This is a genomic window from Actinomadura sp. NPDC048394, assembly GCF_040651755.1.
In the GTDB taxonomy this organism is placed as follows: Bacteria; Actinomycetota; Actinomycetes; order Streptosporangiales; family Streptosporangiaceae; genus Spirillospora; species Spirillospora montaniterrae.
The window spans coordinates 100,458-125,703 of the sequence record NZ_JBEZJL010000010.1; the positions used below are offsets into that span (position 1 = coordinate 100,458).

Here is a 25,246-nt window from a genome sequence, read left to right on the forward strand (position 1 = left end):
GATGCTGACCGACGGATCCGTCGCCGTCCAGTCCGCGCCGGACGCGCCGTTCTACCATGCGGTCGGGGACGAGGAGGAGGTGTTCCGCGCGGCGGCCGGCGGCGGCCTCCCGGTGCTGCTGAAAGGGCCGACGGGATGCGGGAAGACCCGCTTCGTGCAGGCCATGGCGCACGAGCTCGGCCGCGAGCTGATCACCGTCGCGGGCCACGAGGACATGACGTCGGCGGACCTGGTGGGCCGGTTCCTGCTCAAGGGCGGGGAGACGGTCTGGGTGGACGGGCCCCTGACCCGCGCCGTGCGTGAGGGCGCGATCTGCTACCTGGACGAGGTCGTGGAGGCGCGCCAGGACACCGTCGTGGTCATCCACCCGCTCGCCGACCACCGCCGCGAGCTGGCCGTCGACCGGCTCGGCACGACCCTGCGGGCGGCGCCCGGGTTCCAGCTCGTGATCTCGTACAACCCCGGTTACCAGAGCGTCCTGAAGAACATCAAGGAGTCGACCCGGCAGCGGTTCGTCGCGATCGAGTTGGGCTTCCCGCCCGCCGAGGCCGAGGCGCAGATCGTCGCCCGCGAGGCGGGGATCGGCGCGGAGACCGCGGAGGCACTGGTCCGGCTCGGCAACGCCATCCGGAATCTGGACGGCTCGCCGCTGCGGGAGGCGTCCTCGACGCGGATGCTGATCCTCGCCGGGTGCCTCGTCGCGCAGGGGCTGAGCCTGCGCGTGGCGGCGCGGTCCGCCATCGTGCAGGCCCTCTCCGACGATCCGGACGTCGTCCGGGCCCTCGGCGAACTCGCCGACGCCGTCCTGCCGCGGCCATGACCGCGGCCGACCCGAGCGGCCCCGAGCGTTTCCGGTTCCTCGCCTCCTCCATCGCCGGCAGGGCCGTCGACGTCGCCGAGGCGCGGGCCGGCGAGGCAGCCCACACGAACGGCCGGGTCATATTCGTCTCCGCCGACGCGTCCGCCGGGCGGCAGCGCAGCGAAGTGCTGGTGCAGAGCGCCCTGCTCGGTGCCGGGAGCCTCGACCAGCGATGGATCAAGGCACTCTGGGCGCGTCCGTCCATAGCGCGCCGTTACCTGGCGCTAGAAGGCCGCCGGGTGCTCACCGACCTGGCCGGACGCTATCCGGGCGCGGCTGATCTCGGCCTCGACGGGAACCCGAGCACGACGACCGCCCAAGAGTCGCTCGAATTCGCCAGGGGCCGGGCGGCGGTGCCCGACCCGCCGGAATGGTTCGGTGTCATCAAACCGTCCCGACTGCTATCCGCTCCCGCCGGGCCCGGCGCGCGCGCCACCGACAAAGAGGTGCGGCTGGAATTCGATCCGATCGATCTGCCCGAGGCCGATGACGACGGCGACCGGGAGCAGTCCCGGGAAAGCAGGATCCTGAAACTGTTCGAGAATCCGCTGATCGCCTCGCGGACCCTCACCGACTATTTTCGGAAGCTGCTCGGCGGATCGCGGGCCTCTGCGGACGGCGCCGCCGGAGCGGAGGCCAAGGTCCGCTCGGTCCGGCGAACGGACGCGGTCGGACGGCACGCCCGCCCGCTTCCCACCCGCATCCGCTTCACCGACGACGACAGGCCCGGCGTCGCGATCGGCGTGGGCGGGGCCCTCCACCCGGAGTGGGACGTGCACGGCGGCCGGTACCGCCCCGACTGGTGCCGGGTCATCGGCTTCCCGCTGACCGCCGCCGCCGACGTCTCCGCCGCCGCGGTCCCGCGCGACGACGTGCTCCGCCGGCGGCTGTCCCGCGTCGGCCTCGGCCCGGCGATCCTGCGCCGCCGCCGCGACGGCGACGAGATCGACGTCGAGGCGCTCATCGACCTGTTCGTGGACGTGCGCTCCGGCCATTCGCCGCCGGAGCACGTCTACCTGGACCGCCGGAAGACCTCGCGCGACCTCGGCGTCCTGATCCTGCTCGACGCCTCCGGGTCCGCCACCGACGCCGATCCGGGCGGTCGCGCCGTGCACGACCACCAGCGGCGGGCGGCGGCCACCCTGGCCGCGACGCTCGAGGAGCTCGGCGACCGCGTCGCCGTCCATGCCTTCAGGTCGCACGGCCGGCACGCCGTCCATCTGCCCGCCGTGAAAGCGTTCGGGCAGCGTTTCGACGCCGCCGGCCGGGCCCGGCTCGCCCAGCTCCAGCCGTCCGGCTATACGCGCCTCGGCGCCGGGATCCGGGGCGCGGCCGAGATCCTCAAAAGCGAGGCCGGTACGCCCCACCGCCTGCTGATCGTCCTTTCGGACGGTTTTCCCTACGACAATGGCTACGAAGGCCGATACGCGGAGGCCGACGTCCGTAAAGCCCTTGAAGAACTTCACGCCGACGGCATCGCCTGCCTCTGCCTCTCCATCGGCGCCACCACGACCGTCGACGCGCTCGAACGCGTCTTCGGCCCGGCGAGCCACGCGAGCGCCGCGACCCTCGCCGAGCTGAGCCCCCGAATGGACGAGTTGTTCCTCGCCGCTCTCCAGCGGCTCGCCGCACCGAAACCGAAGTGACGACCGATGCCGGGCTCACCGGCGCCGGACCGGCGCGCGGACGGGCGTCGGACGGCCCGCCGGACCTGGCATAATCGACGGCATGGTTGAGCGTTGGACGAGGGAGCGGCGCCGCGACCACACCCGTTCGCTGCTCGTGGACGCGGCGGAGGAGGTGTTCGCCGAAAAGGGCTTCACGCAGGCGACGCTCGACGACATCGCTTATGCCGCCGGTTTCACGAAAGGCGCGATCTACAAACACTTCGGCACCAAGGAAGACCTTTTCCTCGCGGTCAGCGACCGGCACTGGCGCCGCTATTTCGACGACTTCGCCGAAGTGATCTCGGCGATCACCGAAGTGGGCGCGCGCGAGCTCGACGAGGTGGCCCGGCGGTGGCGCCAGCTCAGCCGGGAGCGCGGCGCCGAGCACGCCGCCCTGGGCCACGAGTTCACCCTGTACCTGCTCCGCAATCCCGAGGCGAGGCAGCGGGTGGAGGCCAAGAGGCTGGAGGTGGCCGAGGCGCTGGCGCGGTCCATCATGGAGGGCATCGACCGCATCGGCGGGACGCTGCAGATCCCCGCGCTGACGTTCGCGCAGGTGCTCATCGCCACCAGCGACTCCGTCGTGCTCGGCAGCCGGCTGGACGACGTCGACCTGTACCGGCCGGTCCTCGAGATGTACATGTCCTTCATCAAGCTGCCCTGACGTCCCGCCCCGGGCGGACCGGACCCGCCCTCAAGGGCCCGCTCTCAAGGGCCCGCGCTCACGGCCCACTCTCACAGGCCCGCTCTCATGGGGCCGCGATCGAGATCGACTTGACGTCCAGGTAGCCGTCGAGGCCCTCGCGGCCGAGCTCGCGGCCGTAACCGCTGGCCTTGACGCCACCGAAGGGCGCCGCCGGGTCCATCGAGTACCCCTGGTTCACGCCGAACGTGCCGGCGCGCACCCGGGCGGCCACGCTCAGCCCGCGCTCGACGTCGGCCGTGAACACCGAGCCGGCCAGGCCGTACTCCGAGTCGTTGGCGATGCGGACGGCCTCGTCCTCGTCCCGGTACGGGATCACGGCGATCACCGGGCCGAAGATCTCCTCGCGGGCGATCGTCATCGACGGCTCGACGCCGCCGAACACGGTCGGCCGCACGTACCATCCGCGCCGCACGCCCTCGGGCATGCCCGTGCCGCCGGTGACGAGCCGGGCGCCTTCGCGGACGCCGGTGTCGATGTAGTGCCGCACCCGCCGCTGCTGCCGCGCGGAGACGAGCGGTCCCATCTCGGTCCGCGGGTCGGCGGGGTCGCCGATCCGGATGGCCGACAGCGTCGCCGCGAGCGCCTCGGCGTGCTCGCCGGCGCGGCCCGCCGGCACGAGGACGCGGGTGAGGGCGTTGCAGATCTGGCCGGCCATGCCCATGCCCGAGAAGCGGACGGCGGTGGCGACCGCCGCGGGGTCGGCGTCCTCCAGCGCGATGGCCGCCGACTTCCCGCCGAGCTCGAGGCCGACTCTGGTGAGGTTGGCCGCGCACGCCGCCGCGACCTGCCGGCCGGCCGCGGTCGACCCGGTGAAGGAGACCTTGTCGACGCCGGGGTGGGCGACGAGGTACGCGCTCGTGTCGCGGTCGGCGGGCAGGACGCTCACGACGCCCGGCGGGACGCCGGCCTGCTCGACGAGCTCGGCCAGCAGCAGCGCGTCGAGCGGTGACTCCGGCGCCGGCTTGAGGACGGCGGTGCAGCCGGCGAGCAGCGCCGGGACGAGCTTGGCGACCGTGAGGAACTGCGGCATGTTCCACGGGACCACGGCAGCGACGACGCCGACGGGTTCCCTGCGCAGCACGACGTCCCGCCCGTACACGCCGGGCCGGTTCTCCTGCCACGGATGCTTCTCGGCGATGTCGGCGAGCGCGCCCATCATCGACCAGGGAAGCGCGACCTGCGCGCGCTTGGCGAAGGAGATCGGGGCGCCGAGTTCCGCGGTGATGAGGCCGGCCATCTCGTCGCGGCGTTCCCCGTAGAGCGCGGCCAGCCGGCGGACGATCGCGACGCGCTCCGCGGGGTCGGTGCGCGGCCACGGACCCTCGTCGAACGCCCGCCGTGCCGCCGCGACGGCGCGGTCGACGTCGGCGACGCCCGCGGCGGCCACGCGCGCCACGGGCCGCTCGGTGTGCGGCGAGATCACCTCGATGTGCCGGGCGGTGGCCGGGGCGGTCCATTCGCCCCCGATGAACAGCGCTTTCCGCTCGTCCATGGACGCTCCTCTTCCGGAAACGCGCCCTTGCGGCTCCGGTCCGTGTCGTGTTATCCAGGTCATGTTAGTCAGTCGATGAACATCGTGACCAGATGTCATCGGGCACGGACTCAAAACGGGAGGATCGGCCATGGCGCGCTCCGGGAAACCGGCGGAGGCCAGCTGGACCGGGCGGGTTCCGGAGATGGGCACCCGCCTCGTGTCGTACGAGGACTCGATCTCGCCGGAGTTCTACGAGCTGGAACGTGAGGCGATCTTCCGGCGGGCGTGGCTCAACGTCGGCCGGGTCGAGCAGCTGCCCCGCAAGGGCAGCTTCTTCACCAAGGACCTCGACGTCGCCAGGACCTCGCTGATCGTCACGCGCGGCCTCGACGGCCGGGTCCGCGCCTTCCACAACGTGTGCCGCCACCGCGGCAACAAGCTGCTGTGGGGCGAGACGCCGCGGGACGAGACCAAGGGCGTGTGCCGCGAGTTCATGTGCAAGTACCACGGCTGGCGGTACGGCCTGGACGGCTCGCTGAAGTTCGTCCTGCAAGAGGAGGAGTACTTCGACTTCGACAAGGCCGAATTCCCGCTCGCCGCGGTGCACTGCGAGGTCTGGGAAGGGTTCGTCTTCGTCAATCTGGCCGACGAGCCGAGCCAGACATTGCTGGAATTCCTCGGGCCGATGGTGCGCGGCCTCGAAGGGTATCCGTTCCACCTGCTCACCGAGCGGTACGCGTTCAAGGCGAACCTCCTGAGCAACTGGAAGATCTTCCTCGACGCGTTCCAGGAGTACTACCACGCGCCGATCCTGCATTCGCAGCAGCAGGTCCCGGCGCTGCGGAGCTTCCAGACCGGCTTCAAGGTGCCGCACTTCCAGATGGACGGGCCGCACCGGCTGGTCAGCACCGGCGGCTGGAAGGGCGTGCCCCGGCACATGACGCCGCCGGACCAGATGTACCCGATCGAGCACGTCACCGAGTCCGGCCTCATGGGCCCGTGGGAGCGCCCGGACATCCCCGAGCTCGACCCCGCGAACCTGCCGGCGGGGCTCAACCCCGGCGGGCTCGACCCCTGGTCGATCTCGAACTTCCAGATCTTCCCCAACTTCGTGATCCTGGTCTACGAGCGGGGCTGGTACCTCACCTACCAGTACTGGCCGACATCCCACAACACGCACCAATGGGAGATGTCGTACTACTTCCCGCCGTCGCGGAACGCGAGCGAGCGGATCCGGCACGAGGTCACCGCGGTCGTGTCCAAGGAGGCCGGCCTCCAGGACGCGGGCACCCTCGACGGCACCCAGATGGGCCTGGAGTCGCGGGTGATCGACGAGTACCCGCTGTGCGACCAGGAGGTGACGGTCCGGCACCTGCACAAGGTCGTCGACGACTGGGTGCGGTCGTACCTGCGGGACGGGAAGCGGGTCCCGGCGTGAGCGCCACGATGCTTCCGGACGAGTTCGCCGACTGCGAGCCCTTCGCCGCCAAGTGGTGCATCGAGACCGAGGCGGCCCGGTACGCCGAGCGGCTGAACAGCACGATGACGGAGATGCAGGCGTTCTACGACGCCATGTACCCCCGCGTGCGCGACGCCATGGCGCACCTGGACAAGTTCTCGCTGCACGAGCTACCCGAGCGGGAGCTGAACCTGCTCCGCCTCGTCTACTCGCTGATCATGGTGTCGCTGCCCGTCGAGGTGTGGCAGCAGCCCAAGGTCATCGACTCCGGCACCGCCTACTTCGACCGCCACCTGGAGCCCACCCCGTGACGACGACGATCGGCTGCGTCCCTCTCGCCGCGACCGTCGGCGCCGAGGTCCGCGGCGTCGACGCCGAGCGGCTGGTCCGGGACGGCACGGTGGCGGCGGCCGTCGCAGCGGCGCTGGACCGGTACGGCGTCCTGGTCTTCCGCGGCCTCCACCTCGGCCCGGAGGACCAGGTCGCCTTCGCGCGGCGGCTCGGCGAGATCGACTACGAGCCGGGGCACCACCCCGTCCGCGGGATCTACCGCGTGACCCTCGACAAGACAAAGAACGCATCGGCCGACTACCTGAAGGCCACCTTCGCCTGGCACATGGACGGCTGCACGCCGCTGCACGGCGAGCCGCCGCAGAAGGCCACCGTCCTCAGCGCCAAGGAGGTGGCCGCGGGCGGCGGGGAGACGGAGTTCGCCAGCACCTACGCCGCCTACGAGGCGCTCGGCGACGAGGAGCGGGAGCGGCTCGGCTCCCTGCGCGTCGTGCACACGCTGGAGGCGTCCCAGCGCCGCGTCCACCCCGACCCCACGCCCGAGCAGCTCGAACGGTGGCGAAGGCGGCCGACGTCGACCCATCCGCTGGTGTGGACGCGCCGCACCGGCCGCAGGTCGCTCGTCGTCGGCGTCCATGCCGATCACGTCGTCGGGATGGACGTGAGCGAGGGCCGGGCGCTGCTGCGCGACCTGCTCGACCGGACGACGGCCCCCGGCCGCGTCTACCGCCACGAGTGGTCGGTGGGGGACACCGTCATCTGGGACAACACCGGCGTGGTCCACCGCGCCGCGCCCTACCCGCCGGACTCGCCCCGCGAACTGCTCCGCACGACGGTCTTCGGGGACGAGCCGATCCGGTGAGCGCCGCGGGTCCGCGCGCCGGACTCAGTCGGCGACGGACTCGGCGCCGGCCGGCCGCCGGTCGCCCTCCAGCGCGCGGATCTCGCGCTCGATGACCGCGACCGTCTCCGCGTGGCCGACGTCGAGGTCGAACCCCTCCTCGATGTGCAGGAAGCGGGAGATGCCGGTCATGAAGAGGATCAGCGTCACGGGCGGCCACCGGTCGCGGTCGACGCCGTAGCCGTCGAGCACGTCCGACAGCATGTCGAGCTGGAGCGTCCGGAACCGGCGCGAGTACGCGGCGATCTCGGCGCGGATCGCCTTGCGGTGGTTGGCCAGCGCGATGAACTCCATGGTCAGCGCGTTGCTCGAGTAGTCGTGGGTCAGCTCCCACAGGGCCCACAGCGGCTGGGGTGACCGCAGCGCCCGCTGGAGCCGCTCCAGGCTCCGCTCGGCGCCGCGGCGGAACAGCTCGACGAACAGGTTGTCCATCGTCCCGAAGTAGTAGAAGACCAGCGCGTTGTTGAGGCCCGCCTTCGCGCCGAGCCGGCGTGTGGTGACGGCCGCGTAGCCCTCCTCGAGCATGAGCTCCTGGGCGGCGTCGAGCAGCGCGGTACGGGTGGCCGAGTCGTCGACGGGGCTCCGCCGTGCCGGCATGCGCGTCCTCCCTCTCGGCTGCGGATGGCCTCTCCAGTATGGCCTCAGTCCGCCGCGGCCCGGGTCTTGCCCTCGGCCCGGCGCCCATGTTAGTCATGTGGCCAAAGCATGTTAGTCGATTGACTAGCGCCGTGCCGCGAGCAGGGGCGTGAGCGGAAGGACGGAGCGATGCCGCATACGGAGCGACGCCGGTCCCGGGTGGCCGTCGTCACGGGCGGAGCGTCGGGCATCGGCGAGGCCGCCTGCCGCCACCTCGCCGGGCGGGGCCACCGCGTCGCCGTGCTCGACGTCGACGGCGACGGCGCGGACCGCGTCGCCAAGGAGCTGCGGGCGGCCGGGGGAGAGGCCCTCGGGCTGGCCGCCGACGTCACCGACCGCGAGGCCCTCGGCGCCGCGTTCGCCGCGATCCGGACGGCGCTCGGGGCGACGGAGATCCTCGTGACCAGCGCCGGCCTCGTCGCGTTCGACCGGTTCGAGGAGATCACGCCGGAGAGCTGGGACCGCCTCATCGCCGTCAACCTCACCGGCACGTTCAACTGCTGCCAGCTGGCGCTGCCCGACATGGTCGCGGCCGGCTGGGGCCGCATCGTCACCATCTCCTCGTCCAGCGCCCAGCGGGGCTCGCCCGAGATGGCGCACTACGCCGCGGCCAAGGGCGGGGTGATCGTGCTGACCAAGTCCCTGGCGCGCGCCTACGCGCCGCACGGCATCACGGTCAACAGCATCCCGCCGTCGGGGATCGAGACGCCGATGCAGCACCGGTCCCAGGCCGAGGGGAACCTGCCCGCCAACGAGACCATGGCCGCGGCCATCCCGCTCGGCCACCTCGGGACGCCCGACGACATCGCCGCGGCGGCCGCGTTCCTCGCCTCCGAGGAGGCCGGCTTCATCACCGGGCAGGTCCTCGGCGTCAACGGCGGGTCGGTCCTGTGACGCCGGCCGCCGCGCCCCGGATGCGGCCGCTGCCGATCGCCGAGTGGGCCGAGGAGGAGCGCGAGCTGCTCCGCGGCAACATGGCGCGCGCCGACCGCTACCTGACCGGGGCCGCCGACGCGCCGCCCGTGCCGTCGATCCTCGGCCTGTTCGCCCGGCACCCCCGGCTCAGCGCGCCGTGGCTGGCGTTCAGCGGCACGCTCCTCGACGACGGCACCCTCGACCCCCGCGACCGCGAGCTGCTGATCCTGCGCGTCGGGCACCGGACCGGCTGCCGCTACCAGTGGGCGCAGCACGTCGGCATGGCGCGGGCCGCGGGCCTGGAACCCGAGCAGATCGCCGCCCTCCGCGACGGCGCCGACGCCGGGACCTGGTCCGAGCGCGACCGCGACATCCTGCTCGCCGCCGACCAGCTCGTGGACGGCCACACCATCGACGACGCCCTGTGGGAGCGCCTCGCCGGCCGCTTCGACGAGCGCCGGCTCCTCGAGCTGCTCTTCGTCGTCGGCAGCTACGTCTGCCTCGCCATGGTGCTGAACAGCGTCGGCCTGGAGCCGTCGAACGGCTCCGACCCGGACGCCGGCCAAGCCCCCGGCCCTTCCGGCCCGCCCGCCGAGTGACCGCACCCCCGAAGGAGGAGGACCATGCCGCGTTTCCCCAAACCACCGGAAGGCAGCTGGACCGAGCACTATCCCGAACTCGGCACGGACCCGGTGTCCTACGAGGACTCGATCACCCCGGAGTTCTACGAGCGCGAGAAGGCCGCGATCTTCAAGCGGGCCTGGCTGAACGTCGGGCGGGTGGAGCAGCTCCCGCGCAAGGGCAGCTACTTCACCAAGGACGTCGACGCCGCGCACGCGTCGATCATCGTCCTGCGGGACAAGGAAGGGCAGGTCCGGGCCTTCCACAACATCTGCCGCCACCGCGGCAACAAGCTCGTCTGGTCCGACGACCCGAAGCAGGACACGGCGGGCTTCTGCCGCCAGTTCACCTGCAAATACCACGGCTGGCGCTACGGGCTCGACGGCGCGCTGACCTTCATCCAGCAGGAGGGCGAGTTCTTCGACGTCGACAAGAGCCGGTACGGTCTCGCGCCGGTGCACTGCGACGTCTGGGCGGGTTTCATCTTCGTCAACTTCGCCCGGGAACCCGAGCAGCCGCTCCGCGAATTCCTCGGCCCGATGGTGACCGCGCTCGAAGGCTATCCGTTCGAGAAGCAGACCGCCCGTTTCGCGTACAGCACCACGATCCATGCGAACTGGAAGCTGTACATGGACGCGTTCGCGGAGTTCTACCACGCGCCCGTCCTGCACGCGAAGCAGTCGCCGGAGAAGTACTCCACGGCCGCGCAGCAGGCCGGATTCGAGGCGCCGCACTACCAGATCGACGGCCCGCACCGGATGGTCAGCACGTCCGGCGTCCGCTTCTGGGAGATGGACTCCGAGCTGGTCAAGCCGATGGAGATCCTGACCCGCAGCGGGCTGTTCGGCCCGTGGGACACGGCCGACCTCGGCGAGATGCCGGCCGGCGTCAACCCGGCGAAATGCGACCCGTGGGGGCTGGACTCCTTCCAGCTCTTCCCGAACTTCGTGATCCTCATCTGGAGCCAGGGCTGGTACCTGACGTACCACTACTGGCCGACGTCCTACAACACGCACGTCTTCGAGGGCAACGTCTACTTCCTGCCGGCGGCGAACGTCCGCGAGCGCATCGCCCAGGAAATGGCGGCGGTGACGTTCAAGGAATTCGCGCTCCAGGACTCCAACACCCTGGAGGCCACGCAGATGATGCTGGAGACCCGGTACATCGACCGCTTCCTTCTCAACGACCAGGAGATCCTCTGCCGGCACCTGCACAAGGTCGTCGGCGACTGGGTCGACGACCACGAGGGGGCCCGCAAGTGAGCGCGCTGCTGCCCGAGGAATTCGCCGCTCTGGAGCCGTTCGCCGAGAAATGGTGCCTGGCCACCGAGCACGAGCGGTACGGCACCCGGCTCGCCAGCACGACGGAGGAGATGCAGGAGTTCTACGACGCCGTCGTGCCCCGCGCCGAGGAGGCGATGGCCTATCTCGAAGGGCTCCCGTTCGACGCGCTGCCCGACGACGCGACGAACCTCCTGCACCTGCTGTACTCGATGATCCAGGTGTCCTTCCCGGTCGAGGTGTGGCGCCAGCCGCGCGTCCCCGACAGCGGGTCGTCGAGCTTCGACTGCGTCATCGAGCCGGTGCCGTGACGGCACCCATCGTCCTGAGGGCCCGGCGCTGGGCGGACGTCGAGGCGGGGGAGGTCCGGTCGCCGGTGGTGATCGTGGTGGAGGGGAACCGGATCGTCGCGGTGAACCCCGCCGAGGTCCCCGCCGGAGCGACCGAGATCGACCTCGGCGACGTGACGCTGCTGCCGGGCCTGATGGACATGGAGCTGAACTTCCTCATCGGCGGCCCCGGGACCCCGACGGGCCTGCCGCTGCCGATGCACGGCGTCCAGGACGACCCCGCGTACCGCACGATCCGCGCGACCCTGAACGCCCGCACGACGCTGCTCGCCGGGTTCACCACCGTCCGCAACCTCGGCCTGATGGTCAAGACGGGCGGCTACCTCCTCGACGTCGCGGTGCAGCGCGCCATCGACCAGGGATGGGTGGACGGCCCCCGCATCATCCCGGCGGGCCACGCGGTCACCCCGTACGGCGGCCACCTCGACCCGACCGTCTTCCAGCGGCTCGCGCCGGGGATCATGCCGCTGAGCATCGGCGAGGGCATCGCCAACGGCGTCGGGGAGGTACGGGCCTGCGTCCGCTACCAGATCCGGCACGGCGCCAAGGTGATCAAGGTGTCGGCGTCCGGCGGGGTGATGTCGCACAGCACCGGCCCCGGCTCCCAGCAGTACTCCGACGAGGAGCTGGCGGCCATCGCCGACGAGGCGCACCGCGCCGGCGTCCGCGTCGCCGCGCACGCGGTGGGGGACCGGGCGGTGCGGGCGTGCGTCCGGGCCGGCATCGACTGCGTCGAGCACGGCTTCCTCGCCGGTGAGGAGACCCTCGGCCTGATGGCGGAGCACGGCACGTTCCTCGTGTCGACGACCTACCTCACCGACGCGATGGACATCGAGCGGGCCGCGCCGGAACTGCGGAAGAAGGCGGCCGAGGTCTTCCCCCGCGCCAGGTCGATGCTGCCCAAGGCCATCGCCGCCGGCGTCAGGATCGCCTGCGGGACCGACGCCCCGGCCGTCCCGCACGGCGACAACGCCAAGGAACTCGCCGCCCTGGTGGCGCGGGGGATGACCCCGATGCAGGCGCTGCGGGCCGCGACCGTCACCAGCGCGGAACTGGTCGAGCTGGACGACGAGCTCGGCCGGCTGAAGGAGGGCTTCCTCGCCGACGTCATCGCCGTCCCCGGCGACCCGTCGCAGGACATCACCGTCACCCAGGACGTGCGGTTCGTCATGAAGGACGGCCGCGTCTACAAGAACACCTGACCGCCCCCCACCCGACAGCCCCCCGAAATCCGACAGCACCCACTGAACGGAGCCCGACATGCCCAGCGGCGTGATGATCGTCGAATCGTCCCCCTCGTCCGACCGGGACGGCCCGGCGTACCACGACTGGTACGAGAACACGCACATCCCCGAGATGCTGCGGGTCGAAGGGTTCGTCTCCGCACGGCGGCTGGAGCCCCTCGAAGGCGGCTCCTTCGTCGTGATCTACGAGATCGAGGGCGATCCGGAGAAGGCCAAGGCGGCGCTGGCCGAGGCGCTGTCGTCCGGGAAGGTGTCGCGGCCGGAGGGCGTCAGCCTCGACCCGCCGCCGACGGTCCGCTACCTCCGCCAGATGGGCGACTAGCGCGGCCGGCGTGCCGGTCAGGGACGGGGAAGCATGCACATGGTGTCGAGGCCCAGCACGTGGTTGAGACGCCCGAACGCCAGCCACGAGCCGATGCACATGCTCAGCTCGACGATCTCCGCCTGGCTGTAGTGCGCGGTCATCCGCGTCCAGAACGCCTCGTCGAGGCCGTGGTGGTCCAGGGCGTAGCGTTCGGCGTACTCGGCGGCCAGCCGCGTGCGGTCGTCGAAGGCCGCGGTGGTGCGCCACTCGGTGACCGCGCCGGCGAACTCCTCCTCGACCTTCTCCCCGTCCCGCTCGGTCCGCCAGTCCATGCAGAACAGGCAGCCGTTGATCTGCGCGATGCGCAGCCTCGCGGCCTCGAACTCGCGGAGGCCGAGGGTGGTGTCGGCGTACACCGCGAGCGAGAGGCGCGAGGCGGCGGGGCCGATGCCGGGGACCATCTCGCCCCACACGTACTGGATCGGGTCCTTGCCTTCGGGGACGTCGATGTTCACGGGTGCTTCCTTCCGAGCCTTCCGACGGCGGGGCGGAGCGGGACGTCGAGCGCGTCGTAGAGGCCGGGCTCGGCGTCCGCGAGCCAGTCGATGGCGCCGACCAGCCGACCGACGGCCGTGGCGTTCCCTCCGACCGAGCGGTTGCCGTCCTCGCCGGTGGCCTCGACGGTGACCTCGATGCGCGGATCGCCCTCGATGACGACGCGGTGCGCGCCGTCGCCGGTCGGCGGCACGGGCCAGTCCGGCGCGCAGGACGGGTGGATGCGGGTGACGTGCTCGACGATGATCCGCGGCTCGCCGCCGACGACGCCCTGCACCTCGAAGCGCACCGCGCCCTGGGTGCCGGCCTCGAACGCGCCCATCGCCTCGGTGGTCACGGTCGCGTCGAGCGGGTGCCGCTCCACGGTCTCGCGGACCTCGTCCAGCTCGACCCCGAGGGCGCGGGCCATCAGCCGCACCTGCCCGCCCCACACCATCGTCGGGACGGTCGGCGCGAGCATCGGGGGCTCGTAGTCCATCGGCTGCCCCATGCCCACCAGGAACCGGACCGCGTCCGGCTGGTCGTACGTCGAGTAGTCGAAGATCTCCTGGCAGCGGATCGCGTCGAGCGTGGTGCCGAGCCCGCTGATCAGCAGCGGCAGCACGTCGTTGCCCCAGCCCGGGTCGATCCCCGAGACGAACAGCGAGCCGCCGCCCTCCTTGACGGCCGCGAGCACCGGCTCCCGCACCTCGGGCGGCGCGTTGCGCTGGTCGTAGAGCGCGTAGAGGGCCGGGGTGACGACCACGGCGCCGGCCCGGACCGCGCGGACGATGTCGGCGAGGGCGTCGTCGGGCCGGACGTCCCCGGACGCCGCGTACACGACCGCGCGCGGCCCGGCGGCCAGCACCGCGCCGATGTCGGTGGTCGCCGCGACGCCGAGGTCGCGGCCGAGGCCCGCGAGGTCGCCCGCGTCGCGGCCGGCCTTGGCGGGGTCGTGGACGAGCACGGCCGCGAGGCCGAGGGAGGGGTGGGCGTCGACGGCCCGGACGGCCAGCCGGCCGACGTTGCCGGTGCCCCACACGACCGTCGGGATCATGCGCGAAGCGTAGCAAGCGCTTGGTCTCAGGTACAGGCCGTTCCCGGCGCGGCCCGCCGGTCAGGGCCCGAGCCGTGCGGCGGCCAGTTCCCGCAGGTCACTGGACTTGATCTTCGCGGTGCCGGTCAGCGCGATCTCGTCCTGGCGGAAGAACAGGACGTGGCGCGGGACCTTGTAGCTCGCCAGCCGCTCCCGCAGGAACGTCCGGAGCTCCTGCGCCTCCAGGGTCCGGCCGTCATGGGGGACGACGCAGGTGACCACGACCTCGCCGAGCGTCTCGTGCGGCACCCCGACGGTCTGCGCCAGCCGCACGCAGGGGTGCGCGGACGCGGCCTCGTCGACCTCGCGCGGCGAGACGTTGGCGCCGCCCGTCTTGATGATGTCGGTGAGCCGGCCCTCCCAGTACAGGCGGCCGGCGTCGTCGAGGCGGCCGCCGTCGCCGGTGTGGAAGAAGCCCTCGCCGTCGACGGTCTCGTCGAGCGGGGTGCCGAGGTAGCAGAGCATGAGGGTGGGGCCCTTGACGCAGATCTCCCCGCGCTCGCCGCGCGGCACGACGGCGCCGGTGAGCGGGTCGACGATCTTCACCGTGACGCCGGGCAGCGGCACTCCGCTGCTCCCGGCGTGCACCTCGGGCGGCGTGTCGGCCGGGTAGCAGGTGCTGATGGTGAACGTCTCGGTGTTGCCGTAGGCGCGGCCCGGCTCGTACCAGACGGTGGTGACGGTGGGGTGGCGCGCGACCGGGGTGGCGTGGTCGACGAAGCGCAGGCCGCTGAGGTCCGCGTCCGCCCAGTTGGGGGCCGCTTCGAACTGCGCCCACTGGTGCGGCCACGCGAAGGGGAAGTTGACCCGTTCCGCCTGGATGAGGTCGAGGGCCTCGGCGGCGTCGAAGGTGGGCTGCAGCACGAGCGCGCCCCCGGCGGCGAGGGTTGAGCCGAGCGACATGGCGAAATTGCCGGACCAGAAGTAGCCGTTCGCCGTCCAGCCCCGGACCTCGTCCTCCGGGCCGAACCCGTACAGCCGCCGGAAGCGCCACATCTGGACGCAGACGCCGCGGTGCGCGCTGAGGATGCCCTTCGGCCTGCTGGTGGAGCCCGACGAGAAGAACAGCACCGCCGGATCGCCGGGGCGCGTGGCCGCTGAGGCGGCCTCGACCAGTTCGCGCGGTTCCGCGACGCCGCGAGCGAGGAACGTGTCCCACGCGTCGACCGCCCCGCCCGGCGCGGCGTCGCCGATCGCCGCCAGATGGCGCAGGTACGGGTACCGCGCCGACCGCAGCCCGCCCGGCGGCGCCGTGCCGATCTCCGGTTCGAGCCCGGTCAGGACGGCCGCGAAGTCCGTCTTCAGCACGGTGCGCTCGAAGAGCAGCACCGAGACGCAGGACACCCGGAGCAGGTGGTCGAGTTCGGGAGGCGTGGAGAAGGTGCTGAGCGCGACGGCCACGCCGCCGGCGAGCGACACCCCGAAGACGGCGGCGATCCATTCGGGCCGGTTCGTCATCAGGACGCCGACGCGGCCGTCCTTGCCCAGGCCGCACGCGCGCAACGCGCGGGCGACCTCCGTCGCGCGTTCCCAGAGGTCGGTGTACGTCCAGCGGACGGTGCCGTCCGGTCCCCGCAGGACGACCGCCTCGCGCTCGCCGTACCTCTCCGTGACCTCCCGCAGGAAGCCGGGAAGGGTGAGCGGGCCGAGGCCCGGCTCCTCGCTCAGCGGCGGCCCCGCCGCGATCGAAAGGGGCCGTCCGGGTCCGTTTCCCGTCGCGGCATCCATCGCTCGCCTCCGTCCGGCAGCGCTAGAACGGCAGCTCGATCTCGGCGGTGCAGGTCACCAGCACTCCGCCGTCCTGGTCGGTGAGGCGCAGCTTCACCTGGACGAGCGGGACCCCCCATTCCGACTCGGTCCTCTTGTCGATGACCTCCGCGTCGAAGTACGTGACGTCACCCTCGAACGCAGGTCCCCGGAAGTCCGCCTTGGAATGGCGCACCATGCCCTTGTGGCCCGCCCAGTAGGCGAGGTAGTCGGTGCACCACGCGCCCATCGTCGCGCCGTAGCCGTAGGCCCGCGCCATGCCGACCTCGCTCGCCCGCTCGGCGTCGATGTGGCCGCGCGACGGGCCGACGTACAGGCCGTCCCGCTTGCGCGGGTCGATCCTCGCGTCCTCCTCGTCGAAGCGGAAGTCGTCGCCCCAGCCGGGGTCCTGGTTGACCCACGGGTCGTCGACGCCCGGGGGAGCGACCCAGTGGAAGGTGCCCCAGATGTTGAAGAGGAACGCCCGGTACTCGGTGGTGAAGGAGGCGATGCTGTGCGGGCCGATGACGCGGCGCGGCAGCCGGTCGCCGACCTTCACCTCCTCGAAATGGGGTGACGCGCCCGCGCGGTTGGATTCGAGCCACGCCCGCCGCACCTTCTCGATCTCGGCCAGCTCGCCGGCCGTCCAGCGCTTGATCTCGCCGAGCCGGTCCTCGTACATGCCGCGCCTGCGCGCCTCCTCGTAGAGGTAGCGGATCGCGGTCGACCGCTCGCGCGCCACCAGCACGCCGTTCTGGTTGGTGTGGACGGTGTCGCCCCGCGAGAACATGGTGGGCCCGGCGAACCTTGTCTCGGTCACCTTGTAGTCGTGGAAGCGCCGCTCCTGGAACAGCTTGTCGCCGGGGCGGACGGGGCAGCCGTAGAACCACCACTCCTCGCCGCCGAAGATCAGATGGCTGCCGGGGATGCGGCCGACGCACGCGGGCGCGGCGCCGTGCCCGTAGTCCAGCGCCACCGCGATGGACTGCGGCGCGACGATGCCGCCGAATCCGGACTCGCGGGCGAACTCCTCGTCCCAGTGCAGCGGGTTAGGGTAGTCCATCGCCATCACCCAGCGGCGGATGTCGGAGGAACTGCACGGGTCCCACAGCTGGCCGCCGCCGACCGGCAGGCCGACGCGGTGGTCGACGTCGGACAGGTCGAGGGCGGGCTTGCTGGACTCTGCGCTCACGGGTGCTCCCGGCTGTCGGCTAGCGGTTGACGTCGACGACGATGCGGCCGCGGACGCCGCCTTCGAGCAGCCGGTCGGCCGCGGCGATGGCGTCCGGCAGCGCGACGTCCTGGGCGATCTCGTCGAGGACGTCCGGTTCCAGGTCGCGGGCGAGGCGGTCCCAGGCCGCCATGCGCGGCCGGGCGGGCGCCATGACGCTGTCGATGCCGATGAGCGCCACGCCGCGCAGGATGAACGGCGCGACGGTCGCGGGCAGGTCCATGCCCTGGGCCAGGCCGCACGCGACGACCGTGCCGCCGTAGCGGGTCTGCGCGCAGGCGTTCGCCAGCGTGTGGCTTCCGGCGGAATCGATGACGCCCGCCCAGCGCTCCTTCTGCAGCGGTTTGCCGGGCGCGGCCAGTTCGGCGCGGTCGAGGACGGTCGCGGCGCCGAGCCGCCGGAGGTAATCGCCCTCGGACGATTTGCCGGTCGCGGCGGCGACGCTGAAGCCGGCCTTGCTCAGCAGGGCGATCGCGACGCTGCCGACGCCGCCGGTCGCCCCGGTCACGAGGATCTCGCCCTGGTCGGGGTGGACGCCGCGGTCCACGAGGGCGTTCACGCACAGGCTCGCGGTGTAGCCCGCGGTGCCGATCGCCATCGCCTGCCGCGGCGTGAAGGCAGAGGGCAACGGGACGAGCCAGTCCCCGTTGAGACGCGCCTGCTGGGCGAGCCCGCCCCAGTGCCGCTCGCCCACGCCCCAGCCGTTGAGCACCACCAGGTCGCCCTTCTCCCACCCGCGATGCGTGCTCTCGGTGACCACGCCCGCGAGGTCGATGCCGGGCACCATCGGGAAATCGCGCACCACGGGGGAGCGGCCGGTGATGGCGAGGGCGTCCTTGTAGTTCAGCGTGGAGTAGGCGACCTCGACGCGGACGTCCCCTTCGGGGAGTTCGGCCTCGTCCAGCGTCGTGAGCGCGGCCGTCCGCCCGGCCTCGCCCTGGTCGATGAGAATCGCCGAGAACACCTGATGGTCCGCCCTTCCTCGTCCCCTCGGGGCCGGGGTGCCGGCCTGCGCGCCGCGATGGGGCGGCGCGGCCCGCATCGTAACCAGGTCCTCGCCATCATTACAAGGATTGCAAGACTATTGCGTTCACTCGTGCCGGTCGTTAGATTCGCTCGATATGAGAGGTCGGTTCTCGCAGGATGAACCGGCGTAACCGCAGCGTCGAGGCTGCTGGAGGTCGGTCGGCATGGCGGGTGCGAAGGCGCGGTACACCGGTGCGGCCCCGGTCGGCCTCGCCGGAGGGTGGAGCCTGGAGCGGCTCGCTCCGCCGAGCCGGCTGTTCGGCGCGAACGGCCTGCGCACGGGCCCGGACGGCCGCGTCTACGTGGCGCAGGTGGCCGGCAGCCAGATCAGCGCGCTCGACGTCGACTCCGGCGACCTGGAGACGATCAGCGCGCAGGGCGGCGACGTCGTCGCGCCCGACGACGTCGACTTCGGACCCGAGGGCGACCTCTACATCACCGAGTACTACGACGGCCGCGTCAGCGTGCGCGGCGCGGACGGCGGCTCCCGCGTGCTGCGCGACGACCTGCCGGGCGCGAACGGCATCACCTTCCACCAGGGCCGGCTGTTCGTGAACGAGTGCCGGATCGGCGGGCGCCTGATGGAGCTCGACCTGAACGGCGGCGCGCCCCGGGTGCTGCTGGAGAACCTGCCGATGCCGAACGCCATGGAGGTCGGGCCGGACGGCATGCTGTACTACCCGACGCTGGGCGGCAACGACATCTGGCGCATCGACCCCGACGGCGGCGAGCCCGAGCGGGTGGCGGCGGACCTCGGCGTCCCGGACGCGGTGAAGTTCGACTCCGACGGCCGCATCGTCTCCACCCAGGTCGGCAGCGGCGAGGTGCTGCGGATCGATCCCCGCAACGGCGAGCGCACCGTCCTCGCGACCGTCGCCCCCGGCCTGGACAACCTGACGTTCGTCGGCGGGCGCCTGTTCGTCTCGGGCTTCACCGGGCAGATCACCGAGATCCTCGGCGGCGGACGGACCCGGGCGGTCCTGCCGGAGGGGCTGACCTGGCCGCTGGACCTCACCGTCGACGCCGGTGGCGTGCTGCACGTCGCCGACGGCACCTACTTCCACAGGTTCACGCCCGGCAGCGGCCTGGAGGTGCTGGGCATGCTGTTCAGTCCCGGCTGGCCCGGCTACATCCGCGGCGCCGCGGCCGTCGGGCAGGGCGCGTTCGTCGTCACCACGTCGAACGGCCAGATCGCGCGGTGGACGCCGGCGCCCGGCGAGCACCAGGTGCTCGCCGGGGAGAGCGAGCCGTTCGACCAGCTCTACGGCGTGGCCGTCGGACCCGGCGGCGACGTGGCGGCCGCCGAGCTCGGCACCGGGCGCGTGGTCTCGGTGCGGGCCACGGGCGAGGTGACGACCCTGGCCTCGGGGCTGGACCGGCCGATGGGCGTCGCGTTCGCCGCCGACGGCACCTGCCTGGTCTCCGAGTCCGGTGCGGGACGGGTCGTCTCGATCACCGGCACCGGCCCGGTCACCGTGCTGGACGGGCTGGCGACGCCGCAGGGCCTCGCGGTCCGCGCCGGAACCCTCTTCGTCGTCGACGCGGAGACGAAGACGCTGATCGCCGCCTCCCTCGACGGCCGGTCCCGGACGACGATCGCCAGCGACCTGCCGGTGGGCCCTCCGCCCGGAGTGGATCCGAAGCCGCTGAAAGGACTGCCGCCGTTCAGCGGGCCGCAAGGCCTGTTCGCGGGCGTCGCCGCAGGGCCGGACGGCACCGTCTACGTCTCCGGCGACGCCGAAGGCAGCGTCCTGGCACTCCGCGATCTCCGCGGCGGCGACCACCGGAAAGGTGACCTCGCATGAAGCACGATCTCCTCGGCCTGGACGGACGCGTCGTCGTCGTCGCCGGTGCGGGCGGCGGCGGCATCGGCACCGCGACGGCCGCCCTCATCGCCCGCGCCGGAGCGACCGTGATCGCGGTGAGCCGGCGGCGCGAGAACCTCGACGAGCACGTCGGGCCGCTGGCGGACGAGGGGCTGCCCGTCGTCCCGGTCCCGGCCGACGTGTCCACCGCCGAGGGCGTCGCGGAGGTGATGGAGCACGCCGCGAAGGCCGGCGGCGACCTGCACGGCCTGGTCAACGTCGCGGGCGGCGCCGCGCCCGCGACCTGGATGCCCGCCACCCGCGTCACCCGCGACGACTGGCGGGCGCTGTTCCACCAGAACCTGGAGACGATGTTCTTCATGAGCCAGGCCGTCGCCGCCGAGCTGAAGGCGCGGGGCCGTCCGGGCTCGATCGTCTCGCTGTCGTCGATCAGCGGCATGAACACGGCGCCGTTCCACATCGCCTACGGCACGGCCAAGGCGGCGCTGGTGGCGGCGACCCGCACGATGGCCGTCGAACTGGCCCTCGACGGCATCCGGGTGAACGCCGTCGCGCCGGGGGTGACCGAGACCCCGGCGTCCGGCACCTACGTCGACGAGGACCCGGAACGCGACCGCCGCGCCATCGCCATGGGACGGCGCGGACGCCCCGAGGAGCAGGCGGGCGCCGTCCTCTTCCTCCTGTCGGACCTGTCGTCGTACATCACGGGGCAGACGCTCCTGGTCGACGGCGGCCTCAACCTCAAGTGGACCCACCTGGGCGCCGACAACACGTCCCTCTTCCTCAAGGACGAGGGCTTCCGCGACGCCATCACGCACTGACCCCACGGCCCGGCCACCTGCCCGAATCTCCCGACGCATCCCCGACGCGGGTTGGAGGAAGCCATGAGCGAGACCCTCGAGAACGTCCCCGAAGCCCTATCCGCGGAACCGCTGTCGGAGCCGATGACGATCGGCGTGGAGGCGTACGTCTCGGAGGAGTACGCCCGCGCGGAGGGCGACCGGCTGTGGAGCAGGGTGTGGCAGCAGGTCGCCCGGGTCGAGGAACTGCCCGAGGTCGGCGACTGGCTCACCTACGACATCGTCGACGACTCGATCATCGTCGTGCGCACGGCGAAGGACCGGTTCCGCGCCTACCACAACGTCTGCTCGCACCGCGGCCGGCGGCTGGTGGACACCCCGCCCGGCGCGCACGACGCCCGCGGCCACGGACGCCAGTTCGTCTGCGGCTTCCACGGCTGGCGGTACGGCATCGACGGCGACTGCACCCACGTCCCCGAACGCGAGGACTGGCCGTGCGGGCTGACCGACGAGCGCATCGCGTTGAAGCAGGTCGCCGTCGACACCTGGGGCGGCTGGGTGTGGATCAACATGGACCCGGACTGCGAGCCGCTGCGCGACTACCTCGAACCCGCCGCCACCCTGCTCGACCCCTTCCAGCTGGAGAACATGCGCTACCGGTGGCGGCGCTGGCTGGTCTTCGACTGCAACTGGAAGGTCGCCTTCGAGGCGTTCATGGAGACCTACCACGTCCCCTACACGCACCCGGAGTTCATGAAGTTCGGCGGGTTCCTCGGCTGGGCCCGCTCGCACGGCAGGCACAGCAACATCGGTTACGACGCGCCGAAGAGCATGGACGAGAACCAGGCCAAGCTCCGCCTCGGCACCGGCGACGACCCGCGCGCGTCGACGGCCGAGCTGCAGCGTTTCACCTGGGAGAACGCCAACACCAACACCACCTGGACGCTGGTCGAGGTGGCGCAGGAACTCGTCAAGGACCTGCCCGAGGGCACCCCGGCGCCCGAGGTGCTCGCGCACTGGCTGTCCACGGCCCGCGCGAAGGACGCCGAACGCGGCGTGGTCTGGCCGACCGTCCCGCCGGAGATCACCGCGAAGGCCGGCACAGCCTGGCAGATCTTCCCCAACTTCCAGATCGGGCACGCGCCCAACAACATGCTCTGCTACCGGTTCCGGCCGTACGGGCACGACCCCGACAAGTGCGTGTTCGAGGCCGCCGTCTACGAGCTGTTCCCACCCGGCGAGGAGCCCGAGACCGAGTGGATCCACACACCGGAGGACGATCCGGGCTGGCGCACCGTCCTGCCGCAGGACTTCTCCAACATGGCGGCCGTCCAGCAGGGGATGAAGTCGCGCGGTTTCTCCGGTCCCAAGCCCAACCCGTACCGCGAGCGCAGCGTCGTGAACCTGCACCACAACCTCGCGAAGTACATGGGCACCGGCGCGCCGCGCGACCTCGCCTGAGCCGCCCACCCGCACCGACGTGACGGCGGACGACCCGGAGTCACCGCCCCGAGCCGAGGAATCATTGGATGCCGCACGAATGCGCGCCGACGCGGACCCCCGAGGTCGACCGCGACGCCCTCCGAGCGAAGTACCTGTCCGAACGCGACAAGCGCCTGCACCCCGAGGGACGCGGCCAGTACGTGGTGACCGAGGGGGAGTTCGCGGACTTCTACGAGTCCGACCCGTACCTGCCGGTCCAGCCCCGAGAGCCGATCACCGGCGACGTGGACGCGGTGGTGCTCGGCGCCGGCTTCTCCGGCCTCGTCACCGCGGCGCGGATCAAGCAGGCCGGCGTCACGGACCTGCGCGTCGTCGACTGGGCGGGCGACTTCGGCGGCGCCTGGTACTGGAACCGGTATCCGGGGATCCAGTGCGACACCGACAGCTACTGCTACCTGCCGCTGCTCGAAGAGGTCGGGTACATGCCGAAGCAGAAGTACGCCTTCGGCGACGAGGTGTACGAGCACTGCCAACGCATCGCCAAGCACTTCGGCCTCTACGACAACGCGCTCTTCCACACCCTGGTGACCTCGCTGGAGTGGGACGAGCCGATCGGCCGCTGGCGGATCGGCACCAACCGCGGGGACGACATCAGGGCCCGCTTCGTCGCCATGTGCCAGGGCCCGTTCAACCGCCCGAAGCTGCCCGGCGTCCCCGGCATCACCGAGTTCGAGGGCCGCACCATCCACACCGCACGCTGGGACTACGACTACTCCGGCGGCGACATGAGCGGCGGGCTGAGCGGCCTGGCCGGCAAGAAGGTCGCCGTCATCGGCACCGGCGCGAGCGGCGTCCAGGTGATCCCGCACATCGCCCGCGCCGCCGAGCACCTGTACGTCTTCCAGCGGACGGCGTCGACCATCGACGAGCGCGGCGACGTCCCCACCGACCCCGAATGGGCGAAGACGCTGCGTCCCGGCTGGCAGGAGGAGCGGCGCCGCAGCTTCCACACCGCCGCGTTCGAGGCGTTCGCGCCGGGGCAGCCCGACCTGGTGTGCGACGGCTGGACGGAGATCAGCCGCAACCTGGCCGCGCACCTGGACGAGACGGACGGCTGGGCCGCGATGGCCGACCCCGCGAAGTTCATGGAGCTGCGCGAACTCGTGGACTACCGGGTCATGGAGCGGCTTCGCGGCCGCGTCGAGGCGCTCGTCGACGACCCGGAGACGGCCGAGATCCTCAAGCCCTACTACCGCTTCCTGTGCAAGCGGCCGTGCTTCAACGACCAGTACCTGCCGACGTTCAACCGCCCGAACGTCACGCTCGTCGACGTGTCCGGGACCAAGGGCGTCGAGCGCATCACCCCGAAGGGGATCATGGCGCACGGCGTCGAGCACGAGGTCGACTGCATCGTCTTCGCCAGCGGCTTCGAGATCACCACCGACCTCGACCGGCGGTTCGGCATCCAGCCCTTCGCTGGACGCGGCGGCGTGTCGCTGTACGACCACTGGGCCGATGGGTACCGCACCCTCCACGGCATCACCACGCACGGCTTCCCGAACCTGTTCTTCACCGGGTTCCTCCAGGGCGGCGTCACCGCGAGCACGACAGCGATGTTCGAGCAGCAGGCCCGGCACATCTCCTACCTGATCGGCGAGACGCTGGCGCGCGGCGCTACGACCGTCGAACCGACCGCCGACGCGCAGGCCCAGTGGTGCCGGACGGTCAAGGAGACCGCCGTCGACAACAGCACCTTCGAGCGGGAGTGCACGCCCGGCTACTACAACGGCGAGGGCGAGAAGAAGATCCGCTCGCATCTGGGCGAGCCGTACTGGCCCGGCTTCTACGCCATGGAGGACCTGCTGCAGGCGTGGCGCGACGCCGGCGACATGGAGGGCATGGTCGTCCATGGCTGACCTCGGGTTCGACGGCCGGGTCGCCGTCGTCACCGGCGCAGGCCGCGGACTCGGGCGCGCCTACGCCCGGCTGCTCGGCGCGCGGGGCGCCAAGGTCGTCGTCAACGACCCGGGCGGCGCGATGAGCGGCGAGGGCACCGACCCCGGTCCGGCGGACGCGGTCGTCCGGGAGATCGAGGAGGCCGGGGGAGAGGCCGCCGCCTGCCACGCGTCCGTGGCGACGTTCGAGGGCGGCCGGGCGATCATCGACGCGGCGCTCGACCGCTTCGGCCGGATCGACGTGCTGGTCCACAACGCGGGGAACCATCGTCCGGCGCCGCTCGCGGAGATGACGCCCGAGGACCTCGACGCCGTGCTGGACGTCCACCTGCGCGGCGCTTTCAACGTCGTCCGGCACGCGTTCCCCGCCATGTACGCCGCCGGATACGGGCGCGTCGTGCTGACCTCCTCGATCGGCGGCCTGTACGGCAACCACCGTGTCGCGAACTACGCGATGGCGAAGGCGGGCGTGATCGGGCTGTCCAACGTGGTCGCGCTCGAAGGCGCCGAACACGGCGTGAAATGCAACGTCATCGTGCCCGCCGCCGTCACCCGGATGGCCGCGGGCATCGACACCTCCGCCTACCCGCCGATGGAGCCCGAGCTCGCGGCGCCCGCCGTCGGCTGGCTCGCGCACGAGTCCTGCTCGATCACCGGCGAGATGCTGGTGGCGATCGCCGGACGGGTCGCGCGGGCGTTCGTCGGCGAGACCCCGGGCGTGCACCGGCCGTCCTGGACGATCGAGGAGGTCGGCGAGCGGATCGCGGAGATCCGCGACGCCCGCGACCCCTGGATCCTGCCGGTCGTCCCCTCGGCGCACAACGACCACATCAGCAGGAGCTTCGCGATGGCGAGCCCCGCAACGGCCAAGGAGGGCTAGCC

24 protein-coding genes are annotated in these 25,246 nt (G+C 71.9%); 17 read left to right on the forward strand and 7 right to left on the reverse strand.

What is annotated here, in order from left to right:
• The first annotated feature begins 1 nt into the window (after position 1).
• The 3 genes from AB0C78_RS09160 to AB0C78_RS09170 all read left to right on the forward strand — a co-directional run bounded on the left by AB0C78_RS09160 (position 2) and on the right by AB0C78_RS09170 (position 3,190).
• Positions 2-820: a CbbQ/NirQ/NorQ/GpvN family protein gene (locus AB0C78_RS09160; protein ID WP_360744074.1), complete on the forward strand. Its 819-nt coding sequence runs from the start codon at positions 2-4 to the stop codon at positions 818-820.
• On the forward strand, positions 817-2,505 hold the full coding sequence (locus tag AB0C78_RS09165) for a VWA domain-containing protein (RefSeq protein WP_360744077.1): 1,689 nt from the start codon (positions 817-819) through the stop codon (positions 2,503-2,505). The genes AB0C78_RS09160 and AB0C78_RS09165 overlap by 4 nt, the downstream gene beginning before the upstream one ends.
• An 82-nt stretch (positions 2,506-2,587) precedes the next feature.
• Positions 2,588-3,190 carry a TetR/AcrR family transcriptional regulator gene (locus AB0C78_RS09170; protein ID WP_360744080.1) on the forward strand — a complete coding sequence of 201 codons (603 nt, stop codon included), beginning with the start codon at positions 2,588-2,590 and terminating at the stop codon, positions 3,188-3,190.
• 85 nt (positions 3,191-3,275) lie between these two features.
• On the opposite strand, the gene AB0C78_RS09175 is transcribed toward AB0C78_RS09170, so the two are convergent.
• Positions 3,276-4,724: an aldehyde dehydrogenase gene (locus AB0C78_RS09175; RefSeq protein ID WP_360744083.1), complete on the reverse strand. Its 1,449-nt coding sequence runs from the start codon at positions 4,722-4,724 to the stop codon at positions 3,276-3,278.
• A 130-nt stretch (positions 4,725-4,854) separates the two neighbouring features.
• Here AB0C78_RS09175 and AB0C78_RS09180 point away from each other — a divergent pair, with 130 nt between their 5' ends.
• From AB0C78_RS09180 to AB0C78_RS09190, 3 genes are read left to right on the forward strand one after another with little or no spacing between them, the layout of a single operon-like run.
• The gene (locus tag AB0C78_RS09180; RefSeq protein ID WP_360744086.1) at positions 4,855-6,144 is read left to right on the forward strand and encodes an aromatic ring-hydroxylating dioxygenase subunit alpha; all 1,290 of its coding nucleotides are present in this window, start codon (positions 4,855-4,857) and stop codon (positions 6,142-6,144) included.
• Positions 6,141-6,476 carry a hypothetical protein gene (locus AB0C78_RS09185; protein ID WP_360744089.1) on the forward strand — a complete coding sequence of 112 codons (336 nt, stop codon included), beginning with the start codon at positions 6,141-6,143 and terminating at the stop codon, positions 6,474-6,476. The genes AB0C78_RS09180 and AB0C78_RS09185 overlap by 4 nt, the downstream gene beginning before the upstream one ends.
• Positions 6,473-7,318, forward strand: coding sequence for a TauD/TfdA family dioxygenase (locus AB0C78_RS09190; protein WP_360744092.1), 846 nt, complete (start codon positions 6,473-6,475; stop codon positions 7,316-7,318). Before AB0C78_RS09185 ends, AB0C78_RS09190 begins: the two co-directional genes overlap by 4 nt.
• A gap of 24 nt (positions 7,319-7,342) precedes the next feature.
• Here AB0C78_RS09190 and AB0C78_RS09195 read toward each other — a convergent pair whose 3' ends face one another.
• Positions 7,343-7,954, reverse strand: a complete 612-nt coding sequence (locus AB0C78_RS09195; protein ID WP_360744095.1) for a TetR/AcrR family transcriptional regulator — start codon at positions 7,952-7,954, stop codon at positions 7,343-7,345.
• 168 nt (positions 7,955-8,122) lie between these two features.
• Here AB0C78_RS09195 and AB0C78_RS09200 point away from each other — a divergent pair, with 168 nt between their 5' ends.
• The 6 genes from AB0C78_RS09200 to AB0C78_RS09225 are packed head-to-tail and all read left to right on the forward strand — an operon-like array spanning position 8,123 to position 12,725.
• Positions 8,123-8,887, forward strand: coding sequence for an SDR family NAD(P)-dependent oxidoreductase (locus tag AB0C78_RS09200; RefSeq protein WP_360744098.1), 765 nt, complete (start codon positions 8,123-8,125; stop codon positions 8,885-8,887).
• Entirely contained in the window at positions 8,884-9,507 is a 624-nt protein-coding gene (locus AB0C78_RS09205; protein WP_360744101.1) for a carboxymuconolactone decarboxylase family protein, read from the forward strand. The genes AB0C78_RS09200 and AB0C78_RS09205 overlap by 4 nt, the downstream gene beginning before the upstream one ends.
• A 24-nt stretch (positions 9,508-9,531) precedes the next feature.
• Positions 9,532-10,791, forward strand: coding sequence for an aromatic ring-hydroxylating dioxygenase subunit alpha (locus tag AB0C78_RS09210; RefSeq protein ID WP_360744104.1), 1,260 nt, complete (start codon positions 9,532-9,534; stop codon positions 10,789-10,791).
• Entirely contained in the window at positions 10,788-11,120 is a 333-nt protein-coding gene (locus AB0C78_RS09215) for a hypothetical protein (RefSeq protein ID WP_360744107.1), read from the forward strand. The genes AB0C78_RS09210 and AB0C78_RS09215 overlap by 4 nt, the downstream gene beginning before the upstream one ends.
• On the forward strand, positions 11,117-12,361 hold the full coding sequence (locus AB0C78_RS09220; RefSeq protein WP_360744110.1) for an amidohydrolase family protein: 1,245 nt from the start codon (positions 11,117-11,119) through the stop codon (positions 12,359-12,361). Before AB0C78_RS09215 ends, AB0C78_RS09220 begins: the two co-directional genes overlap by 4 nt.
• A 58-nt stretch (positions 12,362-12,419) precedes the next feature.
• Positions 12,420-12,725, forward strand: coding sequence for a hypothetical protein (locus AB0C78_RS09225; protein WP_360744113.1), 306 nt, complete (start codon positions 12,420-12,422; stop codon positions 12,723-12,725).
• A gap of 17 nt (positions 12,726-12,742) precedes the next feature.
• Here the strand turns inward: AB0C78_RS09225 and AB0C78_RS09230 are convergent, their stop codons facing one another.
• Genes AB0C78_RS09230 through AB0C78_RS09250 form a run of 5 tightly spaced genes read right to left on the reverse strand, consistent with a single transcriptional unit; the run spans position 12,743 to position 18,278 of the window.
• Positions 12,743-13,222: a carboxymuconolactone decarboxylase family protein gene (locus tag AB0C78_RS09230; protein ID WP_360744116.1), complete on the reverse strand. Its 480-nt coding sequence runs from the start codon at positions 13,220-13,222 to the stop codon at positions 12,743-12,745.
• Positions 13,219-14,298, reverse strand: coding sequence for a dihydrodipicolinate reductase (locus AB0C78_RS09235; protein ID WP_360744118.1), 1,080 nt, complete (start codon positions 14,296-14,298; stop codon positions 13,219-13,221). The genes AB0C78_RS09230 and AB0C78_RS09235 overlap by 4 nt, the downstream gene beginning before the upstream one ends.
• A 60-nt stretch (positions 14,299-14,358) precedes the next feature.
• Positions 14,359-16,065 (reverse strand): AMP-binding protein, encoded by a 1,707-nt coding sequence (locus AB0C78_RS09240; protein ID WP_360744121.1) that lies wholly within the window; start codon positions 16,063-16,065, stop codon positions 14,359-14,361.
• Positions 16,066-16,087: 22 nt separating this feature from the next.
• Positions 16,088-17,275: a MaoC family dehydratase N-terminal domain-containing protein gene (locus AB0C78_RS09245; protein WP_360744123.1), complete on the reverse strand. Its 1,188-nt coding sequence runs from the start codon at positions 17,273-17,275 to the stop codon at positions 16,088-16,090.
• Positions 17,276-17,294: 19 nt separating this feature from the next.
• Entirely contained in the window at positions 17,295-18,278 is a 984-nt protein-coding gene (locus AB0C78_RS09250; protein WP_360744126.1) for an MDR family oxidoreductase, read from the reverse strand.
• A 226-nt stretch (positions 18,279-18,504) separates the two neighbouring features.
• Between AB0C78_RS09250 and AB0C78_RS09255 the strand changes: the two genes are divergently transcribed.
• The 5 genes from AB0C78_RS09255 (at position 18,505) to AB0C78_RS09275 (ending at position 25,244) form a co-directional block, all read left to right on the forward strand.
• Entirely contained in the window at positions 18,505-20,145 is a 1,641-nt protein-coding gene (locus AB0C78_RS09255) for an SMP-30/gluconolactonase/LRE family protein (protein WP_360744129.1), read from the forward strand.
• The gene (locus AB0C78_RS09260) at positions 20,142-20,987 is read left to right on the forward strand and encodes an SDR family oxidoreductase (protein WP_360744132.1); all 846 of its coding nucleotides are present in this window, start codon (positions 20,142-20,144) and stop codon (positions 20,985-20,987) included. Before AB0C78_RS09255 ends, AB0C78_RS09260 begins: the two co-directional genes overlap by 4 nt.
• Positions 20,988-21,050: 63 nt before the next feature.
• Positions 21,051-22,427 carry an aromatic ring-hydroxylating dioxygenase subunit alpha gene (locus AB0C78_RS09265; protein ID WP_360744135.1) on the forward strand — a complete coding sequence of 459 codons (1,377 nt, stop codon included), beginning with the start codon at positions 21,051-21,053 and terminating at the stop codon, positions 22,425-22,427.
• 68 nt (positions 22,428-22,495) lie between these two features.
• Positions 22,496-24,325: an NAD(P)/FAD-dependent oxidoreductase gene (locus AB0C78_RS09270; protein WP_360744138.1), complete on the forward strand. Its 1,830-nt coding sequence runs from the start codon at positions 22,496-22,498 to the stop codon at positions 24,323-24,325.
• Positions 24,318-25,244: an SDR family NAD(P)-dependent oxidoreductase gene (locus tag AB0C78_RS09275; protein WP_360744141.1), complete on the forward strand. Its 927-nt coding sequence runs from the start codon at positions 24,318-24,320 to the stop codon at positions 25,242-25,244. The genes AB0C78_RS09270 and AB0C78_RS09275 overlap by 8 nt, the downstream gene beginning before the upstream one ends.
• The last annotated feature ends 2 nt before the right edge of the window (positions 25,245-25,246 follow it).